This window comes from Rhodanobacter sp. UC4438_H5 (assembly GCF_052978405.1).
The window spans coordinates 2415328-2435278 of the sequence record NZ_CM129672.1 but is presented as its reverse complement, the minus strand read 5'-3'; the positions used below and the strand labels follow the sequence as shown (position 1 = coordinate 2435278).

Annotated in this window: 24 protein-coding genes; 17 read left to right on the top strand and 7 right to left on the bottom strand. The window is 69.9% G+C overall.

What is annotated here, in order from left to right; translation table 11 throughout:
* Positions 1 to 59: 59 nt before the first annotated feature.
* From ACVCL9_RS11370 to ACVCL9_RS11360, 3 genes are read left to right on the top strand one after another with little or no spacing between them, the layout of a single operon-like run.
* A complete protein-coding gene (locus ACVCL9_RS11370; RefSeq protein ID WP_395120217.1) occupies positions 60 to 605 on the top strand; it encodes a hypothetical protein in 546 nt (181 codons plus the stop codon).
* Positions 606 to 611: 6 nt separating this feature from the next.
* A complete protein-coding gene (locus ACVCL9_RS11365; protein WP_447098037.1) occupies positions 612 to 1565 on the top strand; it encodes a hypothetical protein in 954 nt (317 codons plus the stop codon).
* A 2-nt stretch (positions 1566 to 1567) separates the two neighbouring features.
* On the top strand, positions 1568 to 2053 hold the full coding sequence (locus ACVCL9_RS11360) for a pilin (RefSeq protein ID WP_447098038.1): 486 nt from the start codon (positions 1568 to 1570) through the stop codon (positions 2051 to 2053).
* Positions 2054 to 2119: 66 nt separating this feature from the next.
* Here the strand turns inward: ACVCL9_RS11360 and ACVCL9_RS11355 are convergent, their stop codons facing one another.
* Positions 2120 to 2473, bottom strand: coding sequence for an ArsR/SmtB family transcription factor (locus ACVCL9_RS11355; protein WP_395120214.1), 354 nt, complete (start codon positions 2471 to 2473; stop codon positions 2120 to 2122).
* On the bottom strand, positions 2457 to 2948 hold the full coding sequence (locus ACVCL9_RS11350; protein WP_447098039.1) for an SRPBCC family protein: 492 nt from the start codon (positions 2946 to 2948) through the stop codon (positions 2457 to 2459). The genes ACVCL9_RS11355 and ACVCL9_RS11350 overlap by 17 nt, the downstream gene beginning before the upstream one ends.
* A 161-nt stretch (positions 2949 to 3109) precedes the next feature.
* Here ACVCL9_RS11350 and ACVCL9_RS11345 point away from each other — a divergent pair, with 161 nt between their 5' ends.
* The 8 genes from ACVCL9_RS11345 to ACVCL9_RS11310 all read left to right on the top strand — a co-directional run bounded on the left by ACVCL9_RS11345 (position 3110) and on the right by ACVCL9_RS11310 (position 11598).
* Positions 3110 to 3412 (top strand): hypothetical protein, encoded by a 303-nt coding sequence (locus ACVCL9_RS11345; RefSeq protein ID WP_447098040.1) that lies wholly within the window; start codon positions 3110 to 3112, stop codon positions 3410 to 3412.
* Positions 3413 to 3465: 53 nt separating this feature from the next.
* Positions 3466 to 4125, top strand: a complete 660-nt coding sequence (locus ACVCL9_RS11340) for a thiopurine S-methyltransferase (protein WP_447098041.1) — start codon at positions 3466 to 3468, stop codon at positions 4123 to 4125.
* 82 nt (positions 4126 to 4207) lie between these two features.
* Positions 4208 to 5275: a tetratricopeptide repeat protein gene (locus ACVCL9_RS11335; RefSeq protein WP_447098042.1), complete on the top strand. Its 1068-nt coding sequence runs from the start codon at positions 4208 to 4210 to the stop codon at positions 5273 to 5275.
* A gap of 64 nt (positions 5276 to 5339) precedes the next feature.
* Positions 5340 to 5960, top strand: coding sequence for a transcriptional repressor LexA (gene lexA / locus ACVCL9_RS11330; RefSeq protein ID WP_395120209.1), 621 nt, complete (start codon positions 5340 to 5342; stop codon positions 5958 to 5960).
* The gene (gene imuA, locus ACVCL9_RS11325) at positions 5960 to 6586 is read left to right on the top strand and encodes a translesion DNA synthesis-associated protein ImuA (protein WP_447098043.1); all 627 of its coding nucleotides are present in this window, start codon (positions 5960 to 5962) and stop codon (positions 6584 to 6586) included. Before lexA ends, imuA begins: the two co-directional genes overlap by 1 nt.
* 12 nt (positions 6587 to 6598) lie before the next feature.
* A complete protein-coding gene (locus ACVCL9_RS11320; protein ID WP_447098044.1) occupies positions 6599 to 7999 on the top strand; it encodes a Y-family DNA polymerase in 1401 nt (466 codons plus the stop codon).
* Positions 7996 to 11067 carry an error-prone DNA polymerase gene (locus tag ACVCL9_RS11315; protein ID WP_447098045.1) on the top strand — a complete coding sequence of 1024 codons (3072 nt, stop codon included), beginning with the start codon at positions 7996 to 7998 and terminating at the stop codon, positions 11065 to 11067. Before ACVCL9_RS11320 ends, ACVCL9_RS11315 begins: the two co-directional genes overlap by 4 nt.
* A 108-nt stretch (positions 11068 to 11175) precedes the next feature.
* Positions 11176 to 11598 carry a hypothetical protein gene (locus tag ACVCL9_RS11310; RefSeq protein WP_447098046.1) on the top strand — a complete coding sequence of 141 codons (423 nt, stop codon included), beginning with the start codon at positions 11176 to 11178 and terminating at the stop codon, positions 11596 to 11598.
* 49 nt (positions 11599 to 11647) lie between these two features.
* Here the strand turns inward: ACVCL9_RS11310 and ACVCL9_RS11305 are convergent, their stop codons facing one another.
* Genes ACVCL9_RS11305 through ACVCL9_RS11295 form a run of 3 tightly spaced genes read right to left on the bottom strand, consistent with a single transcriptional unit; the run spans position 11648 to position 13442 of the window.
* Positions 11648 to 12055: a hypothetical protein gene (locus ACVCL9_RS11305; RefSeq protein WP_447098047.1), complete on the bottom strand. Its 408-nt coding sequence runs from the start codon at positions 12053 to 12055 to the stop codon at positions 11648 to 11650.
* Positions 12052 to 12522, bottom strand: a complete 471-nt coding sequence (locus ACVCL9_RS11300) for an Mpo1 family 2-hydroxy fatty acid dioxygenase (protein ID WP_395120203.1) — start codon at positions 12520 to 12522, stop codon at positions 12052 to 12054. Before ACVCL9_RS11300 ends, ACVCL9_RS11305 begins: the two co-directional genes overlap by 4 nt.
* 23 nt (positions 12523 to 12545) lie before the next feature.
* Positions 12546 to 13442, bottom strand: a complete 897-nt coding sequence (locus ACVCL9_RS11295; protein WP_395120202.1) for a phosphoribosylaminoimidazolesuccinocarboxamide synthase — start codon at positions 13440 to 13442, stop codon at positions 12546 to 12548.
* Positions 13443 to 13564: 122 nt separating this feature from the next.
* On the opposite strand from ACVCL9_RS11295, the gene ACVCL9_RS11290 reads away from it, so the two are divergent.
* From ACVCL9_RS11290 to rpe, 3 genes are all read left to right on the top strand, one after another.
* Positions 13565 to 13879: a c-type cytochrome gene (locus ACVCL9_RS11290; protein WP_447098048.1), complete on the top strand. Its 315-nt coding sequence runs from the start codon at positions 13565 to 13567 to the stop codon at positions 13877 to 13879.
* Entirely contained in the window at positions 13876 to 14688 is an 813-nt protein-coding gene (gene djlA / locus ACVCL9_RS11285) for a co-chaperone DjlA (RefSeq protein ID WP_395120200.1), read from the top strand. Before ACVCL9_RS11290 ends, djlA begins: the two co-directional genes overlap by 4 nt.
* A gap of 134 nt (positions 14689 to 14822) precedes the next feature.
* Positions 14823 to 15491 (top strand): ribulose-phosphate 3-epimerase, encoded by a 669-nt coding sequence (rpe, locus tag ACVCL9_RS11280; RefSeq protein ID WP_447098049.1) that lies wholly within the window; start codon positions 14823 to 14825, stop codon positions 15489 to 15491.
* Positions 15492 to 15802: 311 nt separating this feature from the next.
* Here rpe and ACVCL9_RS11275 read toward each other — a convergent pair whose 3' ends face one another.
* Entirely contained in the window at positions 15803 to 16111 is a 309-nt protein-coding gene (locus ACVCL9_RS11275) for a hypothetical protein (RefSeq protein WP_447098050.1), read from the bottom strand.
* Between the two features lie 55 nt (positions 16112 to 16166).
* On the bottom strand, positions 16167 to 16292 hold the full coding sequence (locus tag ACVCL9_RS11270; RefSeq protein ID WP_447098051.1) for a hypothetical protein: 126 nt from the start codon (positions 16290 to 16292) through the stop codon (positions 16167 to 16169).
* Between the two features lie 305 nt (positions 16293 to 16597).
* Here ACVCL9_RS11270 and pdsR point away from each other — a divergent pair, with 305 nt between their 5' ends.
* Genes pdsR through ACVCL9_RS11255 form a run of 3 tightly spaced genes read left to right on the top strand, consistent with a single transcriptional unit; the run spans position 16598 to position 19908 of the window.
* Entirely contained in the window at positions 16598 to 17287 is a 690-nt protein-coding gene (gene pdsR, locus ACVCL9_RS11265) for a proteobacterial dedicated sortase system response regulator (protein WP_447098052.1), read from the top strand.
* Positions 17275 to 17859, top strand: coding sequence for a hypothetical protein (locus tag ACVCL9_RS11260; RefSeq protein ID WP_447098053.1), 585 nt, complete (start codon positions 17275 to 17277; stop codon positions 17857 to 17859). Before pdsR ends, ACVCL9_RS11260 begins: the two co-directional genes overlap by 13 nt.
* 18 nt (positions 17860 to 17877) lie before the next feature.
* Positions 17878 to 19908: an ATP-binding protein gene (locus ACVCL9_RS11255; RefSeq protein ID WP_447098054.1), complete on the top strand. Its 2031-nt coding sequence runs from the start codon at positions 17878 to 17880 to the stop codon at positions 19906 to 19908.
* The last annotated feature ends 43 nt before the right edge of the window (positions 19909 to 19951 follow it).

Below are 19951 nucleotides of genomic sequence, written 5' to 3'. Positions count from 1 at the left end.
GCAGGAGGGCCGCCAGGCAGTCGTTCCGGCGCCGCAGGACGCTGTGCTAGGCTCGAACGATGGGAGCAAGACTGCATCGGACAGCGATCGGCCGCACGCGTGAAGTGCGGGGGCCCGACGCGCTGGAACTCATTGCCGCTGGCGCGATCGTGGCAGCCGTGGTGGCGGTCGCCACGGGTTTCGGCAGCCGCGTGATGCTCATGGCGCAGACCCTGGACGCGGTCTCGCTGGCGTGGGCCCCGCAAGTCAACGCCCGGGTCTATCGCGCCGAACATGGTCGATGGCCCTCGGCGGGCGACCCGAACATCCTCGGCGACGCGCGCGCGGGGTCGCACGTGGAGAACCTCTCACTGGCGGAGGGTGGCGTCATCACGGCGCAGGTAGTGCTGGGCCAGTCGCTGCCGGCCGGCAACCGCAGCGGCGCGGTGGCGACAGGCGGTGTGCGGGGGCGGCTGTCGTTCCGCCCCGAGCTGATGGGGTCGGCCGAGGAGCCGACGGTTTCCTTCCTGTGCGGTTACGCCACGCCAGTGTCCGGAACGGTCGAGGCCACGGCCGCGAACCGGACCACCCTCCCCGTGGACTACCTCCCGCCCTCTTGCCGGTGATTGCGAATGGATGCCTTGAAGCTGGATGACTCCCGCGATTTCGTGACGCGCCAGTACGCGCATCTGCTCGCCAGCGGCCTGGACGAGCCGGCGGCGCATGCGCGGTTGCGCGAGGTGCTGGGCGCGGATGCCGTGGCGCTGCTCGGTGGCGGCGATGCGGCGGACGGCCCGGCCCGCTTCGCCGATGCCGGCTTGGGCCCGCGCCTGGCTGCGGCAGCGAAGGAACTTGGCGGCAGCGCGGCCGGCGTGCAAGCCGCGTTCATCCACTCGCTGGCCGAGGCGCGGCTGTTCGCGCTGGACTGGTGGCGGCCGGTGCGCACCTTTCTTTCGTACGTGCTGTTCCTGCTGGGCCTGGCGCTGGTGATCGCGCTCATCTACGCGACCTACGTGCTGCCGGCCTTCAGTCACCTCGACCGCACGCTGGGCGTGCACGGCGCCGCCGACTGGATCGCCGCGAACGGCGCCATCCGCCTGTTCGCGCCGCTGCTGGTGATGGCCATCGTGCTGGTGCTGCTGGCGACGCGATGGCTGCGCATGCGTCGTCGCATGGCGCAGCTGCAACCGCTGGGGCGCGCCCGTGCCGGCTGGCTGGATGGCAAGGGCGCGGCCGCCTACCAGGTGCTGCGCTGCCTGGAGTTTGCCGCTGCGCTCAAGGCGGCAGGGGTGACGGATGCGGCGGTGCTGGAGCCGGCCCTGCGGCTGGCCGGCTGGCCAGCGGGGACGCCGCTCGCCGGCGAACTGGGCGAAAAGCTCGCGCAGGCCGAGCGCCTGGGCACGTTCGGCGTGGAACTGGAATGGCAGCGCCGCCTGCACTGGACCACCGCCCAGGCCCAACTCGAATCGTCGCGCGACCGCCTGATCCTGGCCTCGCGCGTGCTGTTCTACATCCTGGTCGGCGTCATGGTCACGGTGCTTTACGTCCCGATCTTTTCAGTCGCCAGCATGGTGGGAGTGCATTGAGGATGACACGCAAACGCGGATTCACGCTTATCGAACTGATGATCGTCGTGGCCATCATCGGCATCCTCGCGGCGATCGCGATCCCGGCGTACCAGAGCTACGTCATTCGCGCGCAGACCACCGAGGCGTTCTCGCTGGGCTCGTTCGTGCAGCCGAAGATCGTCGACTACTACCGCCAGTTCGGCCACTTCCCCGCGGACAACCGCGCCAGCGGCGTGCCGTCGGCGGGGTCGATCATCGGCCACTACGTGGGCGCGGTGACCGTCGACGATGGCGTGATCAACATCCGTTTCCGCGACAAGAACATCAACAGCGCCCTGCAAGGCCAGGTGCTGAGCCTGCGGCCGCTGGTGGTGAAGGGCAGCCCGCACAGTCCGATCGCCTGGGCCTGCGGCGAGTCGCCGGCACCGGAGGGCATGTCGGCCATCGGCACCAACCGCACCACGCTCAAGGCCACCTATCTGCCGTCGAGCTGTCGCGCGCCATAGGCGCCCCGGCTTCGGCGCATCACGCCGCCGTTGCATCCACCGCGGCACCCCGGCAGCCCGCCGCCATCACGATTCGACAAAACGCTGCAGCCGCGCCAGCGCCGCGCCCCACTGCGCGCTGATCGCGTCCAGCGCCTGGCGCGCCTCGTCCAGCCGCGCCGGCGTGAACTCCCACAGCCGCTCGCGGCCCTGGCGCAAGTCCTGCACCAGGCCGGCATCGGCAAGCACCTGCAAATGCTTGGTGACGGCCTGGCGGGTGATGGTGGTACCCGCGGTGAGCTGCGCAATCGACAGCGCGCCGCCGGCACACAGCGCGACGACCAGCCGCAGCCGGGTGGCATCGCCCAGCGCGGCGAACACCGGCGCGCTGGCGGACAACGCGGCGGCCTTGCGCCGGGAGCGTTCAGTGCGCGGCGACATATTTCTCGATGTTGCCCATCTGCATGGCCCAGCCACCGGCGTTGGCGCGCAGTGCGGCGTCGCGGCGCGCGGCCGGCAACCGGTCGAAGCCGGACTCGGTGAGTCGCAGCATGATGCCCTCGGCCAACGCTTCGAGTTCAAAGGTGACCAGGGTGGTCGGCTCCTTGTCGTAGTCCATCCCCGCCTCGATCGCGTAGGGGTGCCAGCGCCAGGCGAACACGCGCATCGGTTCGATGCGCTCGACGTACAGCGTGAACGGCGTGCCGGCATGCGGCGCCTGCAACTTTGCGACGTCGGCGTCGACCTGGGTGGGCTGGATCGTGCCGGTGATCGGCTGCCCGGCGACGAAGGGGCCGTCCAGCGCCATGCCGAACCAGGCGCCGAATGCGCGGGCGTCGGTCAATGCGTGCCACACCCGTTCGAGCGGTGCACGGAGCAGGATGTGTTGTTCGATGCGATCGGTCGACGAACTCATGGGTCATCCTCAATGGCAACCTTTAGGTTGCATGATGCACGCGCCGCGCCTGATATGCAATCTTTCAGTTGCTCGATTGCTGCCGCCGGTTTCCAGTCGCCAGCACCTGTCGGGGAAGGCCTGCGATACTTCGCCGGCGTGGCGCGCAAGGGGGAAACGGCATGTCGTGGGGATGGACCTTGCTGGGAGTGTTCGGCCAGCTGCTGCTGGCGTATCTGCTGTTCATGCTGGTGGCATTTTCCGGCGGCGGCATGGCCAGCGGGCGTTCGCTGCGCCCGCGCCAGTTGCGGGTGCTGAACCTGTCGATCTTCGTGCTGCCCGGTGCCTGCCTGTGCAGCGCGCTCATCGTGCTGTGCCTGCAAGTGTGCGGTGGCGGCGCCGGTGCATACGCCTGGCATGCGCTGCCGCTGGTGGCCACCGTGCTGTATCTGGGCTATCTGCGCTGGCTGGTCCGGCACGGCTGAAGCGTCACGCACACCCTGTTACCGTGCGCGGGCATGTTCACCGGAGACAGGCCATGGAACCCGAATTCTGGCATCGGCGCTGGCGCGAGGGTCGCACCGGCTTTCATCAGGATCGACCCACGCCGTTGCTGCTCGCGCACTGGTCGGCGCTGGCACTGGCGCCGGACACCCGCGTGCTGGTGCCGCTGGCCGGCAAGTCGCTGGACATGGTCTGGCTGGCCGCGCAGGGGCATCGCGTGCTGGGCGTGGAGCTGTCGCCGCTGGCAGTGGAGCAGTTCTTCGCCGAACACGAACTGACGCCGCAGGTGTCCGCCTCGGCCTGTGGCCGTCGCCACGTGGCCGGCAACATCGAGCTGATCTGCGGCGACGTGTTCGGGCTCGATGCCGACCTCCTCGCCGATTGCTCGGCGGTGTACGACCGCGCCGCGCTGATCGCGCTGCCGCCGGAGCTGCGCCGTCGCTACGTGGACGAAGTGCATGCGCAGCTGCCTGCCGGCTGCCGCGGCCTGCTGATCACGCTCGACTATCCGCCGCACGAAAAGCAGGGCCCGCCGTTTGCCGTGTCCGAGGCCGAGGTGCGCGAGCGTTACGGCCGCGACTGGGTGGTGGAGTTGCTGGAGCGCCGCGACATCCTGGCCGAGCAGCCGGGCTTCGCCGCCGAAGGGGTGAGCGCACTGGAGACCGCCGCGTACCGGCTGCTGCGCAAGGCCTGATTCACCGCGCCGTTCGGTGCGTGCGAAAAGGTCTAGACTGGCCGCGTCAAACGTTCCCGCCTTGTGCGTGGAGGGTTCCGGCATGGTGGCCTGGATGCATGCGGCGATCCTGGCGTGGTCGGTGGCCACCGCGCCCGCCCCGGCCATGCCGCCGCCGGAGCCGATGCCGCCTCCCGAACAGGTCATGGCGATTCCGCCGGCCTTGCGCGCGCAACTGCAGCAGCAGGTCACCGGCGGCGGCGGGTCGGAGCGGCAGCGGCTGCAGCGCCTGGTGGCGTTCCTGTTCGATCCTTCCGGCCTGGGCATGACCTACGCCGCCGACGCCACCTTGACGGTGGCGCAGGCGTACCGGCTGCGCCAGGCCAACTGCCTCACCTTCACCCTGCTCACCATGGCGCTGGCGCGCGAGGCCGGGCTGGAGGCCCGCGCGCAGGAGATCGACGACGTCGTGGCCTGGCGCGTGCAGGACAACGTGGTCTACCGCTTCAACCACGTCAATGCGCAAGTCGCCATCGGCCGCATGCGCTACACCGTCGACGTGGCCCGCGACGAGGTGCTGGCGCGGCACCAGCCCGAGCCGATTCCCGACCAGCGCCTGCTGGCGCTCTACTACAACAACCGCGCCGCCGAATTGCTGGCCGACGATGACCCGAAGGTCGCCGCCCCCTACATGGCGATGACGCTGCAGCTGGCGCCGCGCTATGCCAGCGGCCGGGCCAATGCCGGCGTGTTGCAGCTGCGCCTGGGCGACCTGCGCGGCGCCGAGCGCAACTATCTGCAGGCGCTGGCGCTGGACCCGACGCATGCAGGCGCGCTGTTCAACCTGGTCACGCTGTATCGCAGCCAGGGCGACGAGGCGCGCCGCGCCCGCTTCCAGCAGCGACTGGAAAAGGTGCAGCAGAAGGACCCTTACTTCCAGTTCCTGCTGGCCATGGACGACGAAAAACGGGGCGACTACGCCGGCGCGGTGCAGCACTACCGGCGCGCCATCCGGCTGTACCACGGCGACCCGCGTTTCTACCTCGGGCTGGCCCGGGTCTATCGGCAACTGGGCGAGGAGCGCCATGCGCGGCGGGCCCTGCAACGTGCCGACGTGCTCGGCCGCAACGCCGACGCGGACCACCGCGCGCGGGTGCCGCTGCGCAATTGAGGTCGGCGGGGATGATTTCCGGGTACTTTCAATTTTCACCTTTTGAGGTGAAAATGCCGAAACCATGAGCCTGCACCTGACCAGCCGCCAGTCCAACATCCTCGAGTTCATCCGCGCCCGCGTGGCACGGGATGGGCAGGCGCCCACGCTGGAGGAGATCGGCCAGGCGATGGGCCTGCCCCACGTCAGCGCGGTGCTCAAACACGTGCGTTCGCTGGAGGCCAAGGGGCGGCTGGCGATCGAGCCGCACCGCTCGCGCGGCATCCGCCTGGTGGATGCGCCCGACGCGCTGGATGCCGATACCCTGGAGCTGCCGCTGGTCGGCCGCATCGCGGCCGGCGAGCCGCTGTTCTCCGAGTCGCGGATCGAGCGCAGCCTGCGCGTGTCGCGCTGGCTGTTCCGGCTCACGCCGGATTACCTGGTGCGGGTGGTCGGCGACTCGATGCGCGACGAGGGCATCCTCGACCAGGACCTGGTCGGCGTGCACGCCACGCCGGTGGCGCGGCACGGCCAGGTGGTGGCGGCGCGCGTCGGCGGCGACCGCTTCACGATCAAGCGGCTGTACTGGCAGGGCGAGGTGATCCGGCTGCTGCCGAACAGCCCCGGTTACCAGCCGATCGATCCCGACCCCACCGAGGATTTCGCCATCGAAGGCCTGTTCGCCGGCCTGCTGAGGGGCGGCTGATGGCGGCCGTGGTGCCACTGTCGAACCTGCTCGATGCGCGCCGGGTCTGGCGCGGCCGGGCCGAGCCGCCGCCGGCCGGCGAGCAGCCGACCGGCTGGGCCGCGCTGGATGCGGTACTGCCCAGCGGCGGCTGGCCGGCGGCGGCGCTGTCGGAAATCCTGCTGCCGCTGGATGGCGTGGGCGAACTGCAACTGGTGCTGCCCACGCTGGCGCGCCTCAGCCAGGGTGCGCGGCCGGTGGTGCTGGTGGCGCCGCCGTATCTGCCCTGCGTGGCCGGTTGGCGCCAGCACGGCGTGGACATGCGTCGGGTCGAGATCGTCAACGCGACCGAGGCCGACGTGCTGTGGGCGACGGAGCAATGCCTGCGCTCGGGCAGCTGCGCGGCGGTGCTGGCGTGGCCGCGGCAGGCGGACGATCGCGCGCTGCGGCGCCTGCAGGTGGCGGCCGACGGCGGCCGCGCGCTGGCCTTCGCGTTCCGTGATCGCCGGCATCTCTCCAATGCCTCGCCGGCGGCGTTGCGGCTGGAGCTGGAGGCACGGCCGCAGGCGCGGGTATGGGTGCGCAAATGCCGGGGCGGCGCGGTGCCGGCGCAACCGCTGCCGCTGCCCACCGCGGCGCTGCATTGATGGTGGCCGCGCATGTTGTGGGCTTGCATCTTGTTGCCGCAGCTGGCACTGGACGGTGTCCTCCGCCGCCGCCCGGACGCGGGCCCGCTGGTGCTGGTGGCCGGCACCGGACATGCGCGCAGCATCGTGGCGGCGAACGCGGCCGCGCGCGACGCCGGCCTGCGCGTGGGTCAGCGGCTGAGCGCGGCGCAGGCGCTGCTGGCGCAATTCGAGGCGCTGCCGTACCAGCCTGAGCGGGTCGACCACTGGCATCGGTTCCTGGCCGCGGTGGCCTATCGCTACAGCGCCGAGGTGAGCCTGTTGCCGCACGCGATCGTGCTGGAGGTCAGCCGCAGCCTGAACCTGTTCGGCTCGTGGCCGCGGCTGGAAAGCCTGCTGCGTGCCGATCTCGACGCGCTGGGTTTCCGCCACCGGATCAGCGCCGCGCCCACGCCGCATGCGGCACACGTGCTGACCGGTGTCGCCGACGGCCAAGTGGTGCTCACCGACGAGCAACTGCGCCACGCGCTGCAGCGCATCCCGCTGTCGCAGAGTCGCCTGCCTGCGGCGGCGGCCGACGCCTTGCCGGGCATGGGCATCCGCACGCTGGGCCAGTTGCTGGCGCTGCCGCGCGACGGCCTGCGCCGGCGCTTCGGTGCGGAGTTGCTGCTGGCGCTGGATCGGCTGACCGGCGCGGCCACGGCCGGCCTGGAAGCGTATCGGCCACCCGACCGCTTCGACCTGCGCATCGAACTCACGCATGAAGTCGAAGCCATCGGCGCGCTGGTGTTTCCGCTGCGTCGGATGACGGCCGACCTGTCCGCCTACCTGGCCGGTCGCGACGGCGGCGTGCAGCGTTTCACGTTGCAGCTGGAACATCGCGAGGGACACACCGAGGTGAAGGTGGGCCTGCTCGCACCCGAGCGCGAGGCCGGCATGCTGTTCGAACTGGCACGCGCGCGGCTGGAGCAGGTGCAACTGCCGCAGCCGGTGCTGGCCATGCGCCTGATCGCGCGCGACCTGCCTGCGTTCGTGCCGGCCGGCCGCGACCTGTTCGACGAACGCCCCGCCAATGCGTTGCCGATCGAACAGTTGCGCGAACGCCTGCGCGCGCGGCTGGGCGATCGCGCCGTGCATCGGCTGGGCAGCACCACCGATCCGCGGCCCGAGCTGGCGCAGAAAGTGACGGCCCACGATGCCGGCTGGCAGGAACCCTCGCCGCGACCGACCTGGCTGTTCGAGCGGCCGATTCCCCTGCGCGGCCCCGCGCCACACATCCTGGCCGGCCCCGAGCGGCTGGAAACCGGCTGGTGGGATGGCGGCGAGGTGTGCCGCGACTACTACGTGGTGGAAACCGCGCAAGGCCAGCGCGGCTGGGCATTTTGCGCGCCGGGCGAGCGCGACGGCTGGATGCTGCACGGCTGGTTCGCATGAACGCGTATGCCGAGCTGCATTGCCTGTCGAACTTCTCGTTCGGCCGCGGCGCATCCAGCGCGCGTGAATTGTTCGAACGCGCGAAGGCTTGCGGCTACGAGGCGCTGGCGATCACCGACGAGTGTTCGCTGGCCGGCATCGTGCGCGCGCTGGAGGCTTCGCGCGCCACCGGCATGAAGCTGATCGTGGGCGCCGAATTCCAGCTCGACGACGGCCCCAAACTGGTGCTGCTGTGCGAGAACAAGGCCGGCTATACCGCACTGTGCGCGCTGATCACCCGTGGCCGCCGCGCCGCGGCCAAGGGTACGTACCGGCTGCAGCGCGCCGATCTCGCCGATGGCGTGCCGGGCACCTTTGCGCTGTGGCTGCCCGGGCGCGAGCCCGATGTCGCGCACGGTCGCTGGATGCGCGACACCTTCGCCGAGCGGGCGTGGCTGGCGGTGGAACTGCATCACGGGCCGGACGACGCGCAACGCCTGCGCGAGCTGCAGCGGCTCGGGCACAGCCTCGACCTGCCGCTGGTTGCCGCCGGCGACGTGCACATGCACGTGCGTCGCCGGCTCGCGCTGCAGAACACGCTCACCGCGATCCGCCATCGCGTGCCGCTGGCCGAAGCCGGCGCGCTGATCTTCCGCAACGGCGAACGCCACCTGCGCCGGCGCGAGGCGCTGGGTGCGATCTACCCTGCCGCGCTGATGCTCGAAAGCACCGCCATCGCCGCGCGCTGCGCGTTCAGCCTCGACGAACTGGAATACCGCTACCCCGCCGAACTGGTGCCGGCCGGCCACAGCGCCAGCAGCTGGCTGCGCCATCTCACCGAACAAGGCGTGCGCTGGCGCTGGCCGGATGGCGTGCCGGAGAAAGTCCGGGCGCAGATCGAGCACGAGCTGGGCCTGATCGAATATCTGAAGTACGAGTCCTATTTCCTCACCGTGCACGACATCGTGCACTTCGCCCGCAGCAAGGGGATTCTCTGCCAGGGCCGCGGCTCGGCGGCCAACTCCGCCGTGTGTTTCGCGCTCGGCGTCACCGAGGTCGACCCGGCGCGGATGAACCTGCTGGTGGAGCGTTTCATCAGCAAGGAGCGCAACGAGCCGCCCGACATCGACGTGGATTTCGAGCACGAGCGGCGCGAGGAAGTGATCCAGTACATCTATGCCAAGTACGGTCGCGAGCGTGCCGCGCTGGCGGCCACGGTGATCTGCTATCGCGGCAGGAGCGCCGTGCGCGACGTGGCCAAGGCGCTGGGCCTGCCGCCGGACCAGGTGGACCAGCTGAGCGGCATCTTCGGCTGGCGCGGTGAGCAATCGCTGGACGAACGCCTGCGCGAACACGGTTTCGATCCACAGGGCGCGGTGCTGCGCCGGGTGCTGAAACTCACCGCCGAGTTGCGCGACATGCCGCGGCACCTGTCGCAGCACGTGGGCGGTTTCGTGATCAGCGACGCGCCGCTGGCCGAACTGGTGCCGGTGGAGAACGCGGCGATGCCCGATCGCACCATCATCCAGTGGGACAAGGACGACCTGGACACGATGCGCCTGCTCAAGGTCGATTGCCTGGCGCTGGGCATGCTCAGCTGCGTGCGCCGTTGCCTGGACCTGCTGCGCGCGCATCGCGGCCAGGATTACAGCCTGGCGACGCTGCCGGCCGAAGACCCGCAAACGTACGAGATGATCCAGCGTGCCGACACCGTCGGCGTGTTCCAGATCGAGAGTCGCGCGCAGATGGCGATGCTGCCGCGGCATCGCCCGGAAAATTTCTACGACCTGGTGATCCAGGTGGCGATCGTGCGGCCCGGCCCGATCCAGGGCGACATGGTGCATCCGTACCTGCGCCGCCGGCGCGGCGAGGAGCCGGTGGACTATCCCTCGGAGGATCTGAAGGCGGTGTTCGAACGCACCCTGGGCGTGCCGCTGTTCCAGGAGCAGGTGATGAAGCTGGCGATCGTGGCGGCCGGCTACACGGCCGGCGAGGCCGACCAGCTGCGCCGCGCGATGGCGGCGTGGAAACGTCACGGCGGCATGGAGCACCACCGCGAGCGGATCATCCGCGGCATGCTCGAACGCGGCTACACCGCCGAGTTCGCCGCGCGACTGTTCGAGCAGATCAAGGGCTTCGGCAGCTACGGTTTTCCCGAGAGCCACGCGGCCAGTTTCGCCGGCATCGTCTACGCCAGCTGCTGGCTGAAATGCCACGAACCGGCTGCGTTCGCCTGCGCCCTGCTCAACGCGCAGCCGATGGGTTTCTACGGGCCCAGCCAGATCGTGCAGGACGCGCAGCGCCACGGCATCGCGGTGCGGCCGGTCGACGTGCGCCACAGCGACTGGGACTGCACGCTGGAGGACGACGCGCGGGAAGGGCAGCCGGCGCTGCGGCTCGGCCTGCGGCAGGTGCGCGGTTTTCGCGAAGACGTGGCCGAGCGGATTTCGGCGGCGCGCGCCGCGCGTGCCTTCGTCGACGTGACGGATCTGTGCGCCCGCACCGGCATCGACCGCCGCCAGCAGGAGCTGCTGGCCGAGGCGGGCGCCTTGCGTGGCCTGGCGGGTCATCGGCATCGCGCGAAGTGGGCGGTGGCCGGGGTCGAATCGCAGCTGCCGTTGTTCGGGCGCGCCAGTCCGGCGGAAGAGGCTGTCGTGCTGCCGGTGCCGTCGGTGGCGGAAAACCTGCAGTCGGACTATGCGCGCACCGGACTCAGCCTCGGCCCGCATCCGCTGCAACTGATCCGCCCGCGCCTGCGCGCGGCGCGTTTCACCGACTCGCGCAGCCTGCGCGGCCAAGCGCACCAGAGCACGGTGCGCGCCGCCGGCCTGGTCACCCAGCGCCAGCGCCCGCAGACCGCCAGCGGCGTCACCTTCATCACCATCGAAGACGAGCACGGCGCGATCAACGTGGTGGTGTGGAACCAGGTGGCCGAGCGGCAGCGGCGCGCGTATCTGGAGGCGCGCCTGCTCGGGGTGGAAGGGCAGTGGGAGTGCGTCGACGGCGTGGCCCACCTGATCGCCCGGCGGCTCACCGACATGAGTGCGTGGCTGGGCGAGCTGGACAGTCGCTCGCGCGATTTCCGCTGACTCCGGCGCTGCCGCCGCGCAGGGAATCGGTTAGGCTGGAGCCGCCGCCCGGCCAGGCATGGGGATGCCACCGGGCGGTTTTCCTTCCATCGCAATGCAGGGGATTTTATGGGTACTTCTACGTTTGCCGCCTTGGCCGGCATGGGCCTGTTCGCCATCTTGATCATGATCGTCGTGGGCATCGCGCTTGGCGCGCTGGTGCTGGCCGTGTCCTTTCGCCTGGTGGTCGGTTTCATGCCGTCCTACCTGCGTGCGTTGGGTGCCGTGGTGCTGACCTATGTCGGGGTGTTCGTGGTGACACTGATCCTCGGCATGGTGGTGCACAGCAGCGTGCTGTCGCTGATCGTGACCTTCCTCGTCGGTGCCGTCGTGGTGAACTACCTGTTGCTGGCCGCGGACGGCAGCCAGATCGGCTTCGGCAAGGCCTGCGTGGTCGAGCTGGTCAACATGGTGATCGGCATCGTGCTGGCGCTGATCATCGGTTTCATCTTCGCGATGGTGTTTGGCGCGGCGCTGTTCGGCCTGCACTGAGCCTCGATGCATGGCGGGGGCGCCGGCCGCCTCCGCCATGGGTCGAGGATCACACCAGCGTGCTGGCCACGCCGAACCCGATCGCCATGCTCGCGGCCACCGCCATGCAGGCGCTGCCGGGGCGGATGCGGCGGGCGTCGATGCGCGGCACCAGCCGCCACAGCAGGACCGCGCCGAGCAGCATGTCCAGCACCAGCGCGACGCGCAGCAGGCCCGAGTGCAGCAGGCCGCCGTAGGGTGGATGCACCGCGCCTTCGCAGACGGCCACCAGGAACACCAGCAACAGTCCGAGCATCGTCCACAGCAGGCAGGCGAGGTAGACGCGGTTGAACACCACCGCGCAGCGCTCGGTCCAGCGCAGCACCGACCAGCCGATCAGCGCGAACACCAGCGCCGCCATGCTGCTGTAGAGCACCCACCAGAGCAGGGTGCTGGTCACGGCAAGTGCGGTATTCATGTGATCTGGCGGAGTCCCAGTTTGCGATAGAGCTTGGCCATCAGCCACGCCGGGCCGACCAGCAGGTAGGACAGATCGGTGAGGAAGCTGGGCTTGCGGCCTTCGTACTTGTGGCCGATGAACTGGCCGATCCAGGCCACCACGAACACGCCGACCGCCCACCACGCCAGCGCCGGCGCGCCCAGCCGCCAGTACAGGAAGTTGGTGAACAGGCCCAGCACGGCGAACGCGATCAGCAGGCCCGCCGCGAGCCGGTGCGAGCGCTTCCAGTACCAGTAGAACGCCAGCACCATCACCAGCACCGCCCACGAACCGGGGCGCAGCGCGGTGAACGGCACCGGGGCCGCCCACAGCAGCGCGATCACCGACCACACGATCGGCGGCACGCAGAACCAGTGGAACATCTGGTTGGTCGGGTTCTGGTGGTCGCTGCTGTAACTGTCGAGCCAGTCCTGCATGGTGCGCATGAGCGTTCCCCCTCGATGAAACCTCAGTCGAGCCGGATGCCGGCCAGCTTGTGCAGCGCCTCGGCATACTTGGCCGCGGTGCGTGCGATCACCTCGTCCGGGATCACCGGGCCGGGTGCGGTCTTGTTCCAGTGCTGCGTCTCCAGCCAGTCGCGCACGAACTGCTTGTCGTAGCTGGGCGGGCTGATGCCGGTGCGGTATTCGTCGGCCGGCCAGAAGCGGGAGGAATCCGGGGTGAGCATCTCGTCCATCACGTAGAGCTTGCCGCTCGCATCGGTGCCGAACTCGAACTTGGTGTCGGCGATGATGATGCCGCGCTCGGCCGCATAGGCGGCGGCCCAGCGGTAGATCGCCAGCGTGGCGTCGCGCACCTGCCCGGCGAGGTCGGCGCCGACCGCGTCCACCACGGCGTCAAAGCTGACGTTCTGGTCGTGGTCGCCCACCGCCGCCTTGGTCGAGGGCGTGAAGATCGGTTCGGGCAACTGCTGCGCCTGCTTCAGGCCGGTCGGCAGCGCGATGCCGCACAGCGCACCGCTGGCCTGGTAATCCTTCCAGCCCGAGCCGATCAGGTAGCCGCGGGCGATGCATTCCACCGGCACCGGTTTCAGCCGCCGCACCACCACCGCGCGCTTCTCGTACAGCTTGAGGTCGGTGCCGGGCGGCAGCACCTCGGCCAGCGGCACGTCGAGCAGGTGGTTCGGTACCAGGTGCGCGGTCTTGCCGAACCAGAAGTTGGAGATCTGGGTGAGCATCTCGCCCTTGCCCGGGATCGGGTTGGGCATCACCACGTCGAACGCCGACAACCGGTCGGTGGCCACCATCAGCAGCCGCTGATCATCCAGCGCGTAGACATCGCGCACCTTGCCGCGATGGATCAGCTCGAGGCCAGGCAGGTTCGATTGGGGCAGGGTGGTGGGCACGGCGGGTTCCACGAGGCGGCAAATGTCTATTGTAGCGACTGCCGGCACGGCGCCGGGAGCGTGCCGCCGGGCCGATCGGGCGCACTGCTAGAATTGGCATCCTTTGGCCCCATGTGTTGCCGATGCGAATATTCCTGATCGCGGCGCTTTGCCTGGCCGCCTCGCCCAGCCTTGCCCAATCTGCCTCCCGGCCCGGCCGGCTCGGCCTCTGCGCGGCCTGCCACGGCGAGACCGGGCAGGCGCACGTGCCCGGCGTGCCGAACCTGGCCGGGCAGCGGCTGGATTATCTGCGCGATGCGCTCAAGCAGTACCGCGACGGCCGCCGCGACGTGCCGGTGATGCGCGCGGCGATCGGCCCGCTGAACGCCGCCGAGCTCGATGCGCTGGCACGCTGGTACAGCGCGCAGGCAGCCGCGCCGGCGCAGGTGCAGCCATGAGTTTCACCTACACGATCTGGTTCGGCATCTTCGGCCTGCTGGTCGGCCACATGCCGGGCGCGGTGGTGGGCGCGGTGCTCGGTTTCATCTTCGACAACCTGCGCCACAGCCAGCGCCGCCAGGCCACGCCCGAGGCCGGCGGTTTCGTCGGCCCGCTGTTCACCCTGCTTGGCGCGGTGGCCAAGTCCGACGGTCGCGTCTCCGAGGCCGAGATCGCGGTGGCCGAGCGGCTGATGACGCGCATGGGCCTGACCGCCGAGCAGCGCGCGCAGGCCGTGGCCAGCTTCAATGCGGGCAAGCAGCCTGAGTTCGACGTCACCCGCACCATCGCCGAGCTGCGCAGCTGGGTCGGCCTGCGCCGCGACCACGCGTTCCCGGTGCTGGACGTGGTGATCGAGACGGTACTGTCCGAGGGCAACCCGGGGCCGGAGAAGATGTCGATCCTGCGCCAGCTCGCCTTCGCGCTGCGCGTCAGCGACATGGAGCTGATGGCGCTGATGGCGATGAAGGGCTACGCCTGGAACCAGGGCGCGGGCGGCCCGCGCGGCGGCCGCCAGCAGTACGGCAATGGCGGCGGCTACGTGCCGCCGCAACGCACGCCGCAAGGGCCCGATCCCTATGCCGTGCTGGGCATCGACCGCAACGCCGACGAGCGCGCCATCAAGCGCGCCTACCGCAAGCTGATCTCCGAGCACCACCCCGACCGCCTCGGCGACCTGCCCGAAGACATGCGCAAGCGCGCCGAGTCGCGCGCCAGCGAGATCAACGCCGCCTACGACCGCATCAAGGAAGCACGGGGATTCAAATGATGGGGCCGGGAATGGGGAATAGGGAATGGGGAATGGCAGAAGCGGCTTTGCGGTGGCATTTGCCGCGTCAGGCTTCATAATCTTCCTGATTCCCGATTCCCGATTCCCGATTCCCGATTCCCGATTCCCGGCTTATGAGCAAGCAAAGCGCCATCATCGCCCCGTCCATCCTCGCCGCCGATTTCGCCCGGCTGGGCGAGGACACCGCCGCGGCGCTCGCCGCGGGGGCGGACTGGGTGCATTTCGACGTGATGGACAACCACTACGTGCCGAACCTCACGATCGGGCCGATGGTGCTCGCCTCGTTGCGCAAGTACGGCATCACGGCGCCGATCGACGTGCACCTGATGGTCAAGCCGGTCGATCGCATCGTGCCGGATTTCGCCAAGGCCGGCGCCAGCCTGATCAGCTTCCATCCGGAAGCGAGCGAGCATGTCGACCGCACGCTGGGGCTGATCCGGGAATCCGGCTGCCAGGCCGGGCTGGTGTTCAACCCGGCCACGCCGCTGGACCATCTCGACTACGTGATGGACAAGCTCGACATGATCCTCATCATGTCGGTGAACCCCGGTTTCGGCGGGCAGAAGTTCATCCCTGGCACGCTGGAGAAGCTGCGCCAGGCGCGTGAGCGGATCGAAGCCAGCGGCCGTGCGATCCGGCTGGAAGTCGACGGCGGCGTCACCGCCGACAACATCGGCGCGATCGCCGCCGCCGGCGCCGACACCTTCGTGGCCGGCTCGGCGATCTTCCACGCGAAGGATTACGCGGCCGAGATCGCCGCCATGCGCAAGGCGATCGGGTGAGGATGCCCGCCGCCATGCGCAAGGCGATCGGTTGAGGATATCCGCCGCCATGCGCAAGGCGATCGCCTGGCCAGACGGCACAAAGAAAAAATCCCGGCGCCAGGAGGGAGGCACCGGGATAAACGTCGTCGGGGACGCAAGGGGGAAAACACCATGGATTGGCGCGTGCCGGCGCGAAAGTCCGCCAGGGAGCTCGCAAACCTCGCACCGGCAGGTTCCACGGCAAAGAGGAACGCACGCCAATCATCAGGTCCGACCCGGTACCTGCCGATTGGTTCCCGCGGCGAGGCTCAATTTGCCAACTGTGTCGTTCAGGTTCGCTGTGCGGATCGCGGCCGCAGCCGGCTGGATCGAGCCTGCGCGCGCATGTTCAGCCATTGCGCCAGCGCGACCCGGGCGTGCAGCCACACCGCATCGAGGCCCAGTCCGGCGGCCAGCATCAGACTGCCGACCATCAACCAGTGACGCCATGTGCGCGAAAGCCGTATTACTGCATGCATGTCGGTGTCCTCCTGTGGCCCGAGCCACGATGGCATTGCCGCACGCGTGAAGGTCGCGCGGGAGCCGCGCCGGCGGCGGCGTTCGGGCCAGTCGTGGCAAAGGGCGGGCAGCACGCGCACGAAAAAAAGCCCCTCGCAAGCGAGGGGCAAGCAACCACCAGGGGGAGGACCACGGTTACAGCGGTTGCCAGTCGGGATCGGTGTCGTCCCGGGCCGCACCCGGCGCGATTCCTTTCGCGCCGGGTGCGCGGACGACTTCCACCACGGCAAACGGATCGAGTCTGGACAGATGACGGGACATGGCGCGCCTCCTTCAGAAGAAGCCGACCAACAGGCCCAGCAGCAGGGCGCCCAGCGCCAGGCCGGTGCGCAGCGGCTCGAAGCCGTGCAGTTCGGCGCGGGGGTCGTGTTCGTTGCGGCGGGTGTCCATGAGTGACCTCGTGATGGAGTGCGTGGATCACATCAAAGCCTCCGTCGCGGCGCGTGCGCCGGCCGCTGCCGGGCGATTTGCCGCCGGCTTGTGGCAAATCGCTGGCAGCGTGCTGCGACCGCTTGCGCCCGCGCGGCGCGCATAGCACGCTGCAGCCATCATCCAAGGAGTGCGCCATGGGCCGCAGCATTGCCATCGTCGAGGACGAACCGCTGATCCGCGCCAACTACGTCGAGGCGCTGAACCGTTTCGGCTACGACGCGCGCGGCTACGGTTCGCGCCAGGAAGCGTCCAGCGCGTTCGCGATGAAGTTGCCCGAGCTGGTCATCATCGACATCGGCCTGGGCGACGAACCGGAGGGCGGCTTCGACCTGTGCCGCGAACTGCGCGCGAAATCGTCGACGCTGCCGCTGATCTTCCTCACCGCGCGCGATTCGGATTTCGACGTGATCTCCGGCTTGCGGCTGGGCGCGGACGACTACCTCAGCAAGGACACCAGCCTGCACCAGCTGGCCGCGCGCATTGCCGCGCTGTTCCGCCGGATCGAGTCGCTGAAGGCGCCCGCCTCCAGCGAGACGGTGCTCGAGCACGGCCCGCTGAAGCTGGAGTCCGAGCGCATGCGCATCACCTGGAACGGCGCGGAAATCCCGCTCACCGTCACCGAGTTCTGGATGGTGCACACGCTGGTGCGCTTCCCCGGCCACGTGAAGAACCGCGACCAGCTGATGCGCGAGGCGGAGCTGGTGGTGGACGACGCCACCATCACCTCGCACATCAAGCGCATCCGCAAGAAGTTCGTGGCGGTGGCGCCCGAGTTCGACGCGATCGAGACGGTGCATGGCGTGGGCTACCGGTGGAAACCGTGAGCGCGCGTCTGTGCGTGGCGCTGGCGCTGTTGTTCTGCGCGGCGCTGACCTGGGCGACCGGTACCGACGACGACGTGCTGGCCCGCGGCGCCCGCGACGGCAACGCGCCGGCCTGGACGATCGCGGTGGCATCGCCGCCGGGCTGGACGCGCGACTGTTGCACCTACGCCCAGGCGATCGGCGTCAACGCGGTGCTGTACCAGGGCGAGTGGAGCGGCAAGCCGCAGCGGGTGATGGTGCTGAACGTGTGGCCGCGCGTGCTGAGCAGCCTGGCCGCCGAGGTGCAGGCCGACCGGAAGCGCTACCTCCAGCTCGACCCCGCCGGCAAGGCCGCCAGCTTCGCCGTGCGCCATCCGCACATGTCCTGCGAGGCCAGCGTCTACGAAGGCAGCGACCACGTGGACGACGTGCTGGTGTTCTGCGACCCGGGCCAGGCCAGCGGCATCCGCTACAGCTGGTCGATGGCCTTCGATGACGGCGACCCCACGCGGCGCGCGCTACTGGATGACTTCATGCGGGTGGTGATGGCCTCGCGCTACCAGCGTGCCACGGCACCGGCCGATGCCCGCTGAGCGACGGACCGGAGCGGCATGAGCCTGCGTCGCAAGCTGCTGCTGGTGGCGCTGTGCACGCTGGCGCTGCCGGTGGCCGGCTGGTTCGACGTGCGCCAGATGGAGTCGCTGCTGCGCGACGGCCAGGCCCAGGCCCTGGTGGCCTCGGCGCAGGTGGTGGCGCGCAGCCTGGTGGTGACCCGTGCGTTGCCGCCGGCCGACGGCCCGAGCTGGTACGTGCAGGAGGCGCCCACGCCGATCACCGTCGACGGCTACGGCGACGACTGGGCACCGCTGACGCCATGGAGCCAGCCGTTCGCGCGACGCGGACAGCTGTTGCTGGCCGAGGATGCGGACGGCTTTTACCTGCATGCGCAGATGGCCGACACCCACCGCACCCGCGCCGATGCCGAAGACGCGAACGCGCTGCTGGCCGACCATCTGATTCTCGCCCTCGGCAACGCCGCCGGCCAGCGGCGCTACCTGCTGGCCAGCGCGGCACCGGGGCCGCTGCAGGCATTGCCGCTGGACCCGCCGGTGCCCGGCCTGCCCGATCAGCTCGGCGCGAGCTGGCAGGAGGACGGCAGCGGCTACCAGGTCGAGCTGCGCCTGCCGAGGCAACCGGCGCCGAGCCGCCTGGGTATCGGCGCCTATGACGCCAGCAGCGGCGGCGATCGGCAGGCCGTCGAGTCGCGCCCATTGCGCCGCTACTCGGCGGTGCTGTCCGGCGAGCTGGCGCAGCTGGTGCCGACAGGTGTGCAGGCGCGCGTGCTGTCACCGGCCGGCTGGCTGCTCGCGCGCAGCGGCCGCCTGCATGGCAGCAGCGCGGCCGAGCGTGACCCGGGCTGGTTTGCCTCGCTGGTCTATCGCTCGCTGCTGGCCACTCGCCTGGACGACGCCAACCTGTGGGCACAGGACGTGCCGCGGCTGGATACCCGCGAAGTGGAGCAGGCGCGCGCCGGCCATGCGGTCAGCCGCTGGCGCCACGGCGAGGAGCGCGGCAGCGTGGTGCTCGCCGCGGCGGTGCCGATCGAGCGGGCCGGCCAGGTCGAGGGCGTGCTGCTGCTGGAGCAGTCCAGTCGCACCGTGCCGCTGCTGGCCAACCGCGCGCTCTTCGGCGTGCTGCTGACCAGCTTCGTCGTGCTGCTGCTGGCCGGCGGCATCCTGCTGGCGTTCGCCACCCGGCTCAGCCTGCGCCTGGCGCGGCTGCGCAATGCCGTCGAGCGGGCGCAGCGCAACGATGGACGTCTGGACGGCCAATTGAATCCGGACCGCTTCCCGATGATCGACGCACCGGACGAGATCGGCGATCTCGCCCGCAGCTTCGAGAAGCTGTTCGTGGCCGTGGGCAGCTACACCGATTACCTGCGCACGCTCGCCTCGAAGCTGTCGCACGAGTTGAACACGCCGCTGGCGATCGTGAAGTCCTCGCTGGACAACCTGGAACACGCGCTGCAGCAGCACGCCGCGCTGCCGGAGCCGGCCAAGCCCTACCTGGAACGCGCCCGCGACGGGGTGGCGCGGCTGGGCGCATTGGTGCGGGCGATGAGCGAGTCGAGCCGGATGGAGCGCTCGATCGAAGCGGCCGAGCCCGAGGATGTCGACCTGTGCGACGTGGTGCGCGGCTGCGCCGACGGCTACCGCCCGCTGGTCGGCACGCGCCGGCTCGATTGCCGCCTGCCGGATGCGCCGCTGCCGCTGCACGGCGCGCCGGAACTGATCGCGCAGGCGCTGGACAAGCTGTTCGACAACGCCCTCTCGTTCACCCCCGCGCAGGGCTGGCTGCGGCTGAGCCTGCGTGCGCTCGACGGTGGCGCCGAGATCGAGCTGGCCAACCAGGGCCCGCCGCTGCCCGCGGCGATGCAGGGCCGCTTGTTCGATTCGCTGGTCAGCCTGCGCGACAAGGCGGTGCCCGGCGAGGCGCCGCACCTGGGCCTGGGCTTGTACGTGGTGCGCCTGGTCGCCGAGCGCCATGGCGGCAGCGTCAGCGCGCGCAATCTCGACGACGGCAGCGGCGTGGCGTTCACCCTCACCCTGCGCGGCATGCCGCGGCAGCGGCTGGGCGGTTAAAGCTTCGCCGCCGTGTGCCGCTATCCGGACATCTCGGCTTCCC

Excerpts from the sequence above, each read along its gene's own strand:
- ACVCL9_RS11370 (WP_395120217.1), top strand. The coding sequence starts at position 60 with ATGGGAGCAAGACTGCATCGGACAGCGATCGGCCGCACGCGTGAAGTG.
- ACVCL9_RS11365 (WP_447098037.1), top strand. The coding sequence starts at position 612 with ATGGATGCCTTGAAGCTGGATGACTCCCGCGATTTCGTGACGCGCCAG.
- ACVCL9_RS11360 (WP_447098038.1), top strand. The coding sequence starts at position 1,568 with ATGACACGCAAACGCGGATTCACGCTTATCGAACTGATGATCGTCGTG.
- ACVCL9_RS11355 (WP_395120214.1), bottom strand. The coding sequence starts at position 2,473 with ATGTCGCCGCGCACTGAACGCTCCCGGCGCAAGGCCGCCGCGTTGTCC.
- ACVCL9_RS11350 (WP_447098039.1), bottom strand. The coding sequence starts at position 2,948 with ATGAGTTCGTCGACCGATCGCATCGAACAACACATCCTGCTCCGTGCA.
- ACVCL9_RS11345 (WP_447098040.1), top strand. The coding sequence starts at position 3,110 with ATGTCGTGGGGATGGACCTTGCTGGGAGTGTTCGGCCAGCTGCTGCTG.
- ACVCL9_RS11340 (WP_447098041.1), top strand. The coding sequence starts at position 3,466 with ATGGAACCCGAATTCTGGCATCGGCGCTGGCGCGAGGGTCGCACCGGC.
- ACVCL9_RS11335 (WP_447098042.1), top strand. The coding sequence starts at position 4,208 with ATGGTGGCCTGGATGCATGCGGCGATCCTGGCGTGGTCGGTGGCCACC.
- lexA (WP_395120209.1), top strand. The coding sequence starts at position 5,340 with ATGAGCCTGCACCTGACCAGCCGCCAGTCCAACATCCTCGAGTTCATC.
- imuA (WP_447098043.1), top strand. The coding sequence starts at position 5,960 with ATGGCGGCCGTGGTGCCACTGTCGAACCTGCTCGATGCGCGCCGGGTC.
- ACVCL9_RS11320 (WP_447098044.1), top strand. The coding sequence starts at position 6,599 with ATGTTGTGGGCTTGCATCTTGTTGCCGCAGCTGGCACTGGACGGTGTC.
- ACVCL9_RS11315 (WP_447098045.1), top strand. The coding sequence starts at position 7,996 with ATGAACGCGTATGCCGAGCTGCATTGCCTGTCGAACTTCTCGTTCGGC.
- ACVCL9_RS11310 (WP_447098046.1), top strand. The coding sequence starts at position 11,176 with ATGGGTACTTCTACGTTTGCCGCCTTGGCCGGCATGGGCCTGTTCGCC.
- ACVCL9_RS11305 (WP_447098047.1), bottom strand. The coding sequence starts at position 12,055 with ATGAATACCGCACTTGCCGTGACCAGCACCCTGCTCTGGTGGGTGCTC.
- ACVCL9_RS11300 (WP_395120203.1), bottom strand. The coding sequence starts at position 12,522 with ATGCGCACCATGCAGGACTGGCTCGACAGTTACAGCAGCGACCACCAG.
- ACVCL9_RS11290 (WP_447098048.1), top strand. The coding sequence starts at position 13,565 with ATGCGAATATTCCTGATCGCGGCGCTTTGCCTGGCCGCCTCGCCCAGC.
- djlA (WP_395120200.1), top strand. The coding sequence starts at position 13,876 with ATGAGTTTCACCTACACGATCTGGTTCGGCATCTTCGGCCTGCTGGTC.
- rpe (WP_447098049.1), top strand. The coding sequence starts at position 14,823 with ATGAGCAAGCAAAGCGCCATCATCGCCCCGTCCATCCTCGCCGCCGAT.
- ACVCL9_RS11270 (WP_447098051.1), bottom strand. The coding sequence starts at position 16,292 with ATGTCCCGTCATCTGTCCAGACTCGATCCGTTTGCCGTGGTGGAAGTC.
- pdsR (WP_447098052.1), top strand. The coding sequence starts at position 16,598 with ATGGGCCGCAGCATTGCCATCGTCGAGGACGAACCGCTGATCCGCGCC.
- ACVCL9_RS11255 (WP_447098054.1), top strand. The coding sequence starts at position 17,878 with ATGAGCCTGCGTCGCAAGCTGCTGCTGGTGGCGCTGTGCACGCTGGCG.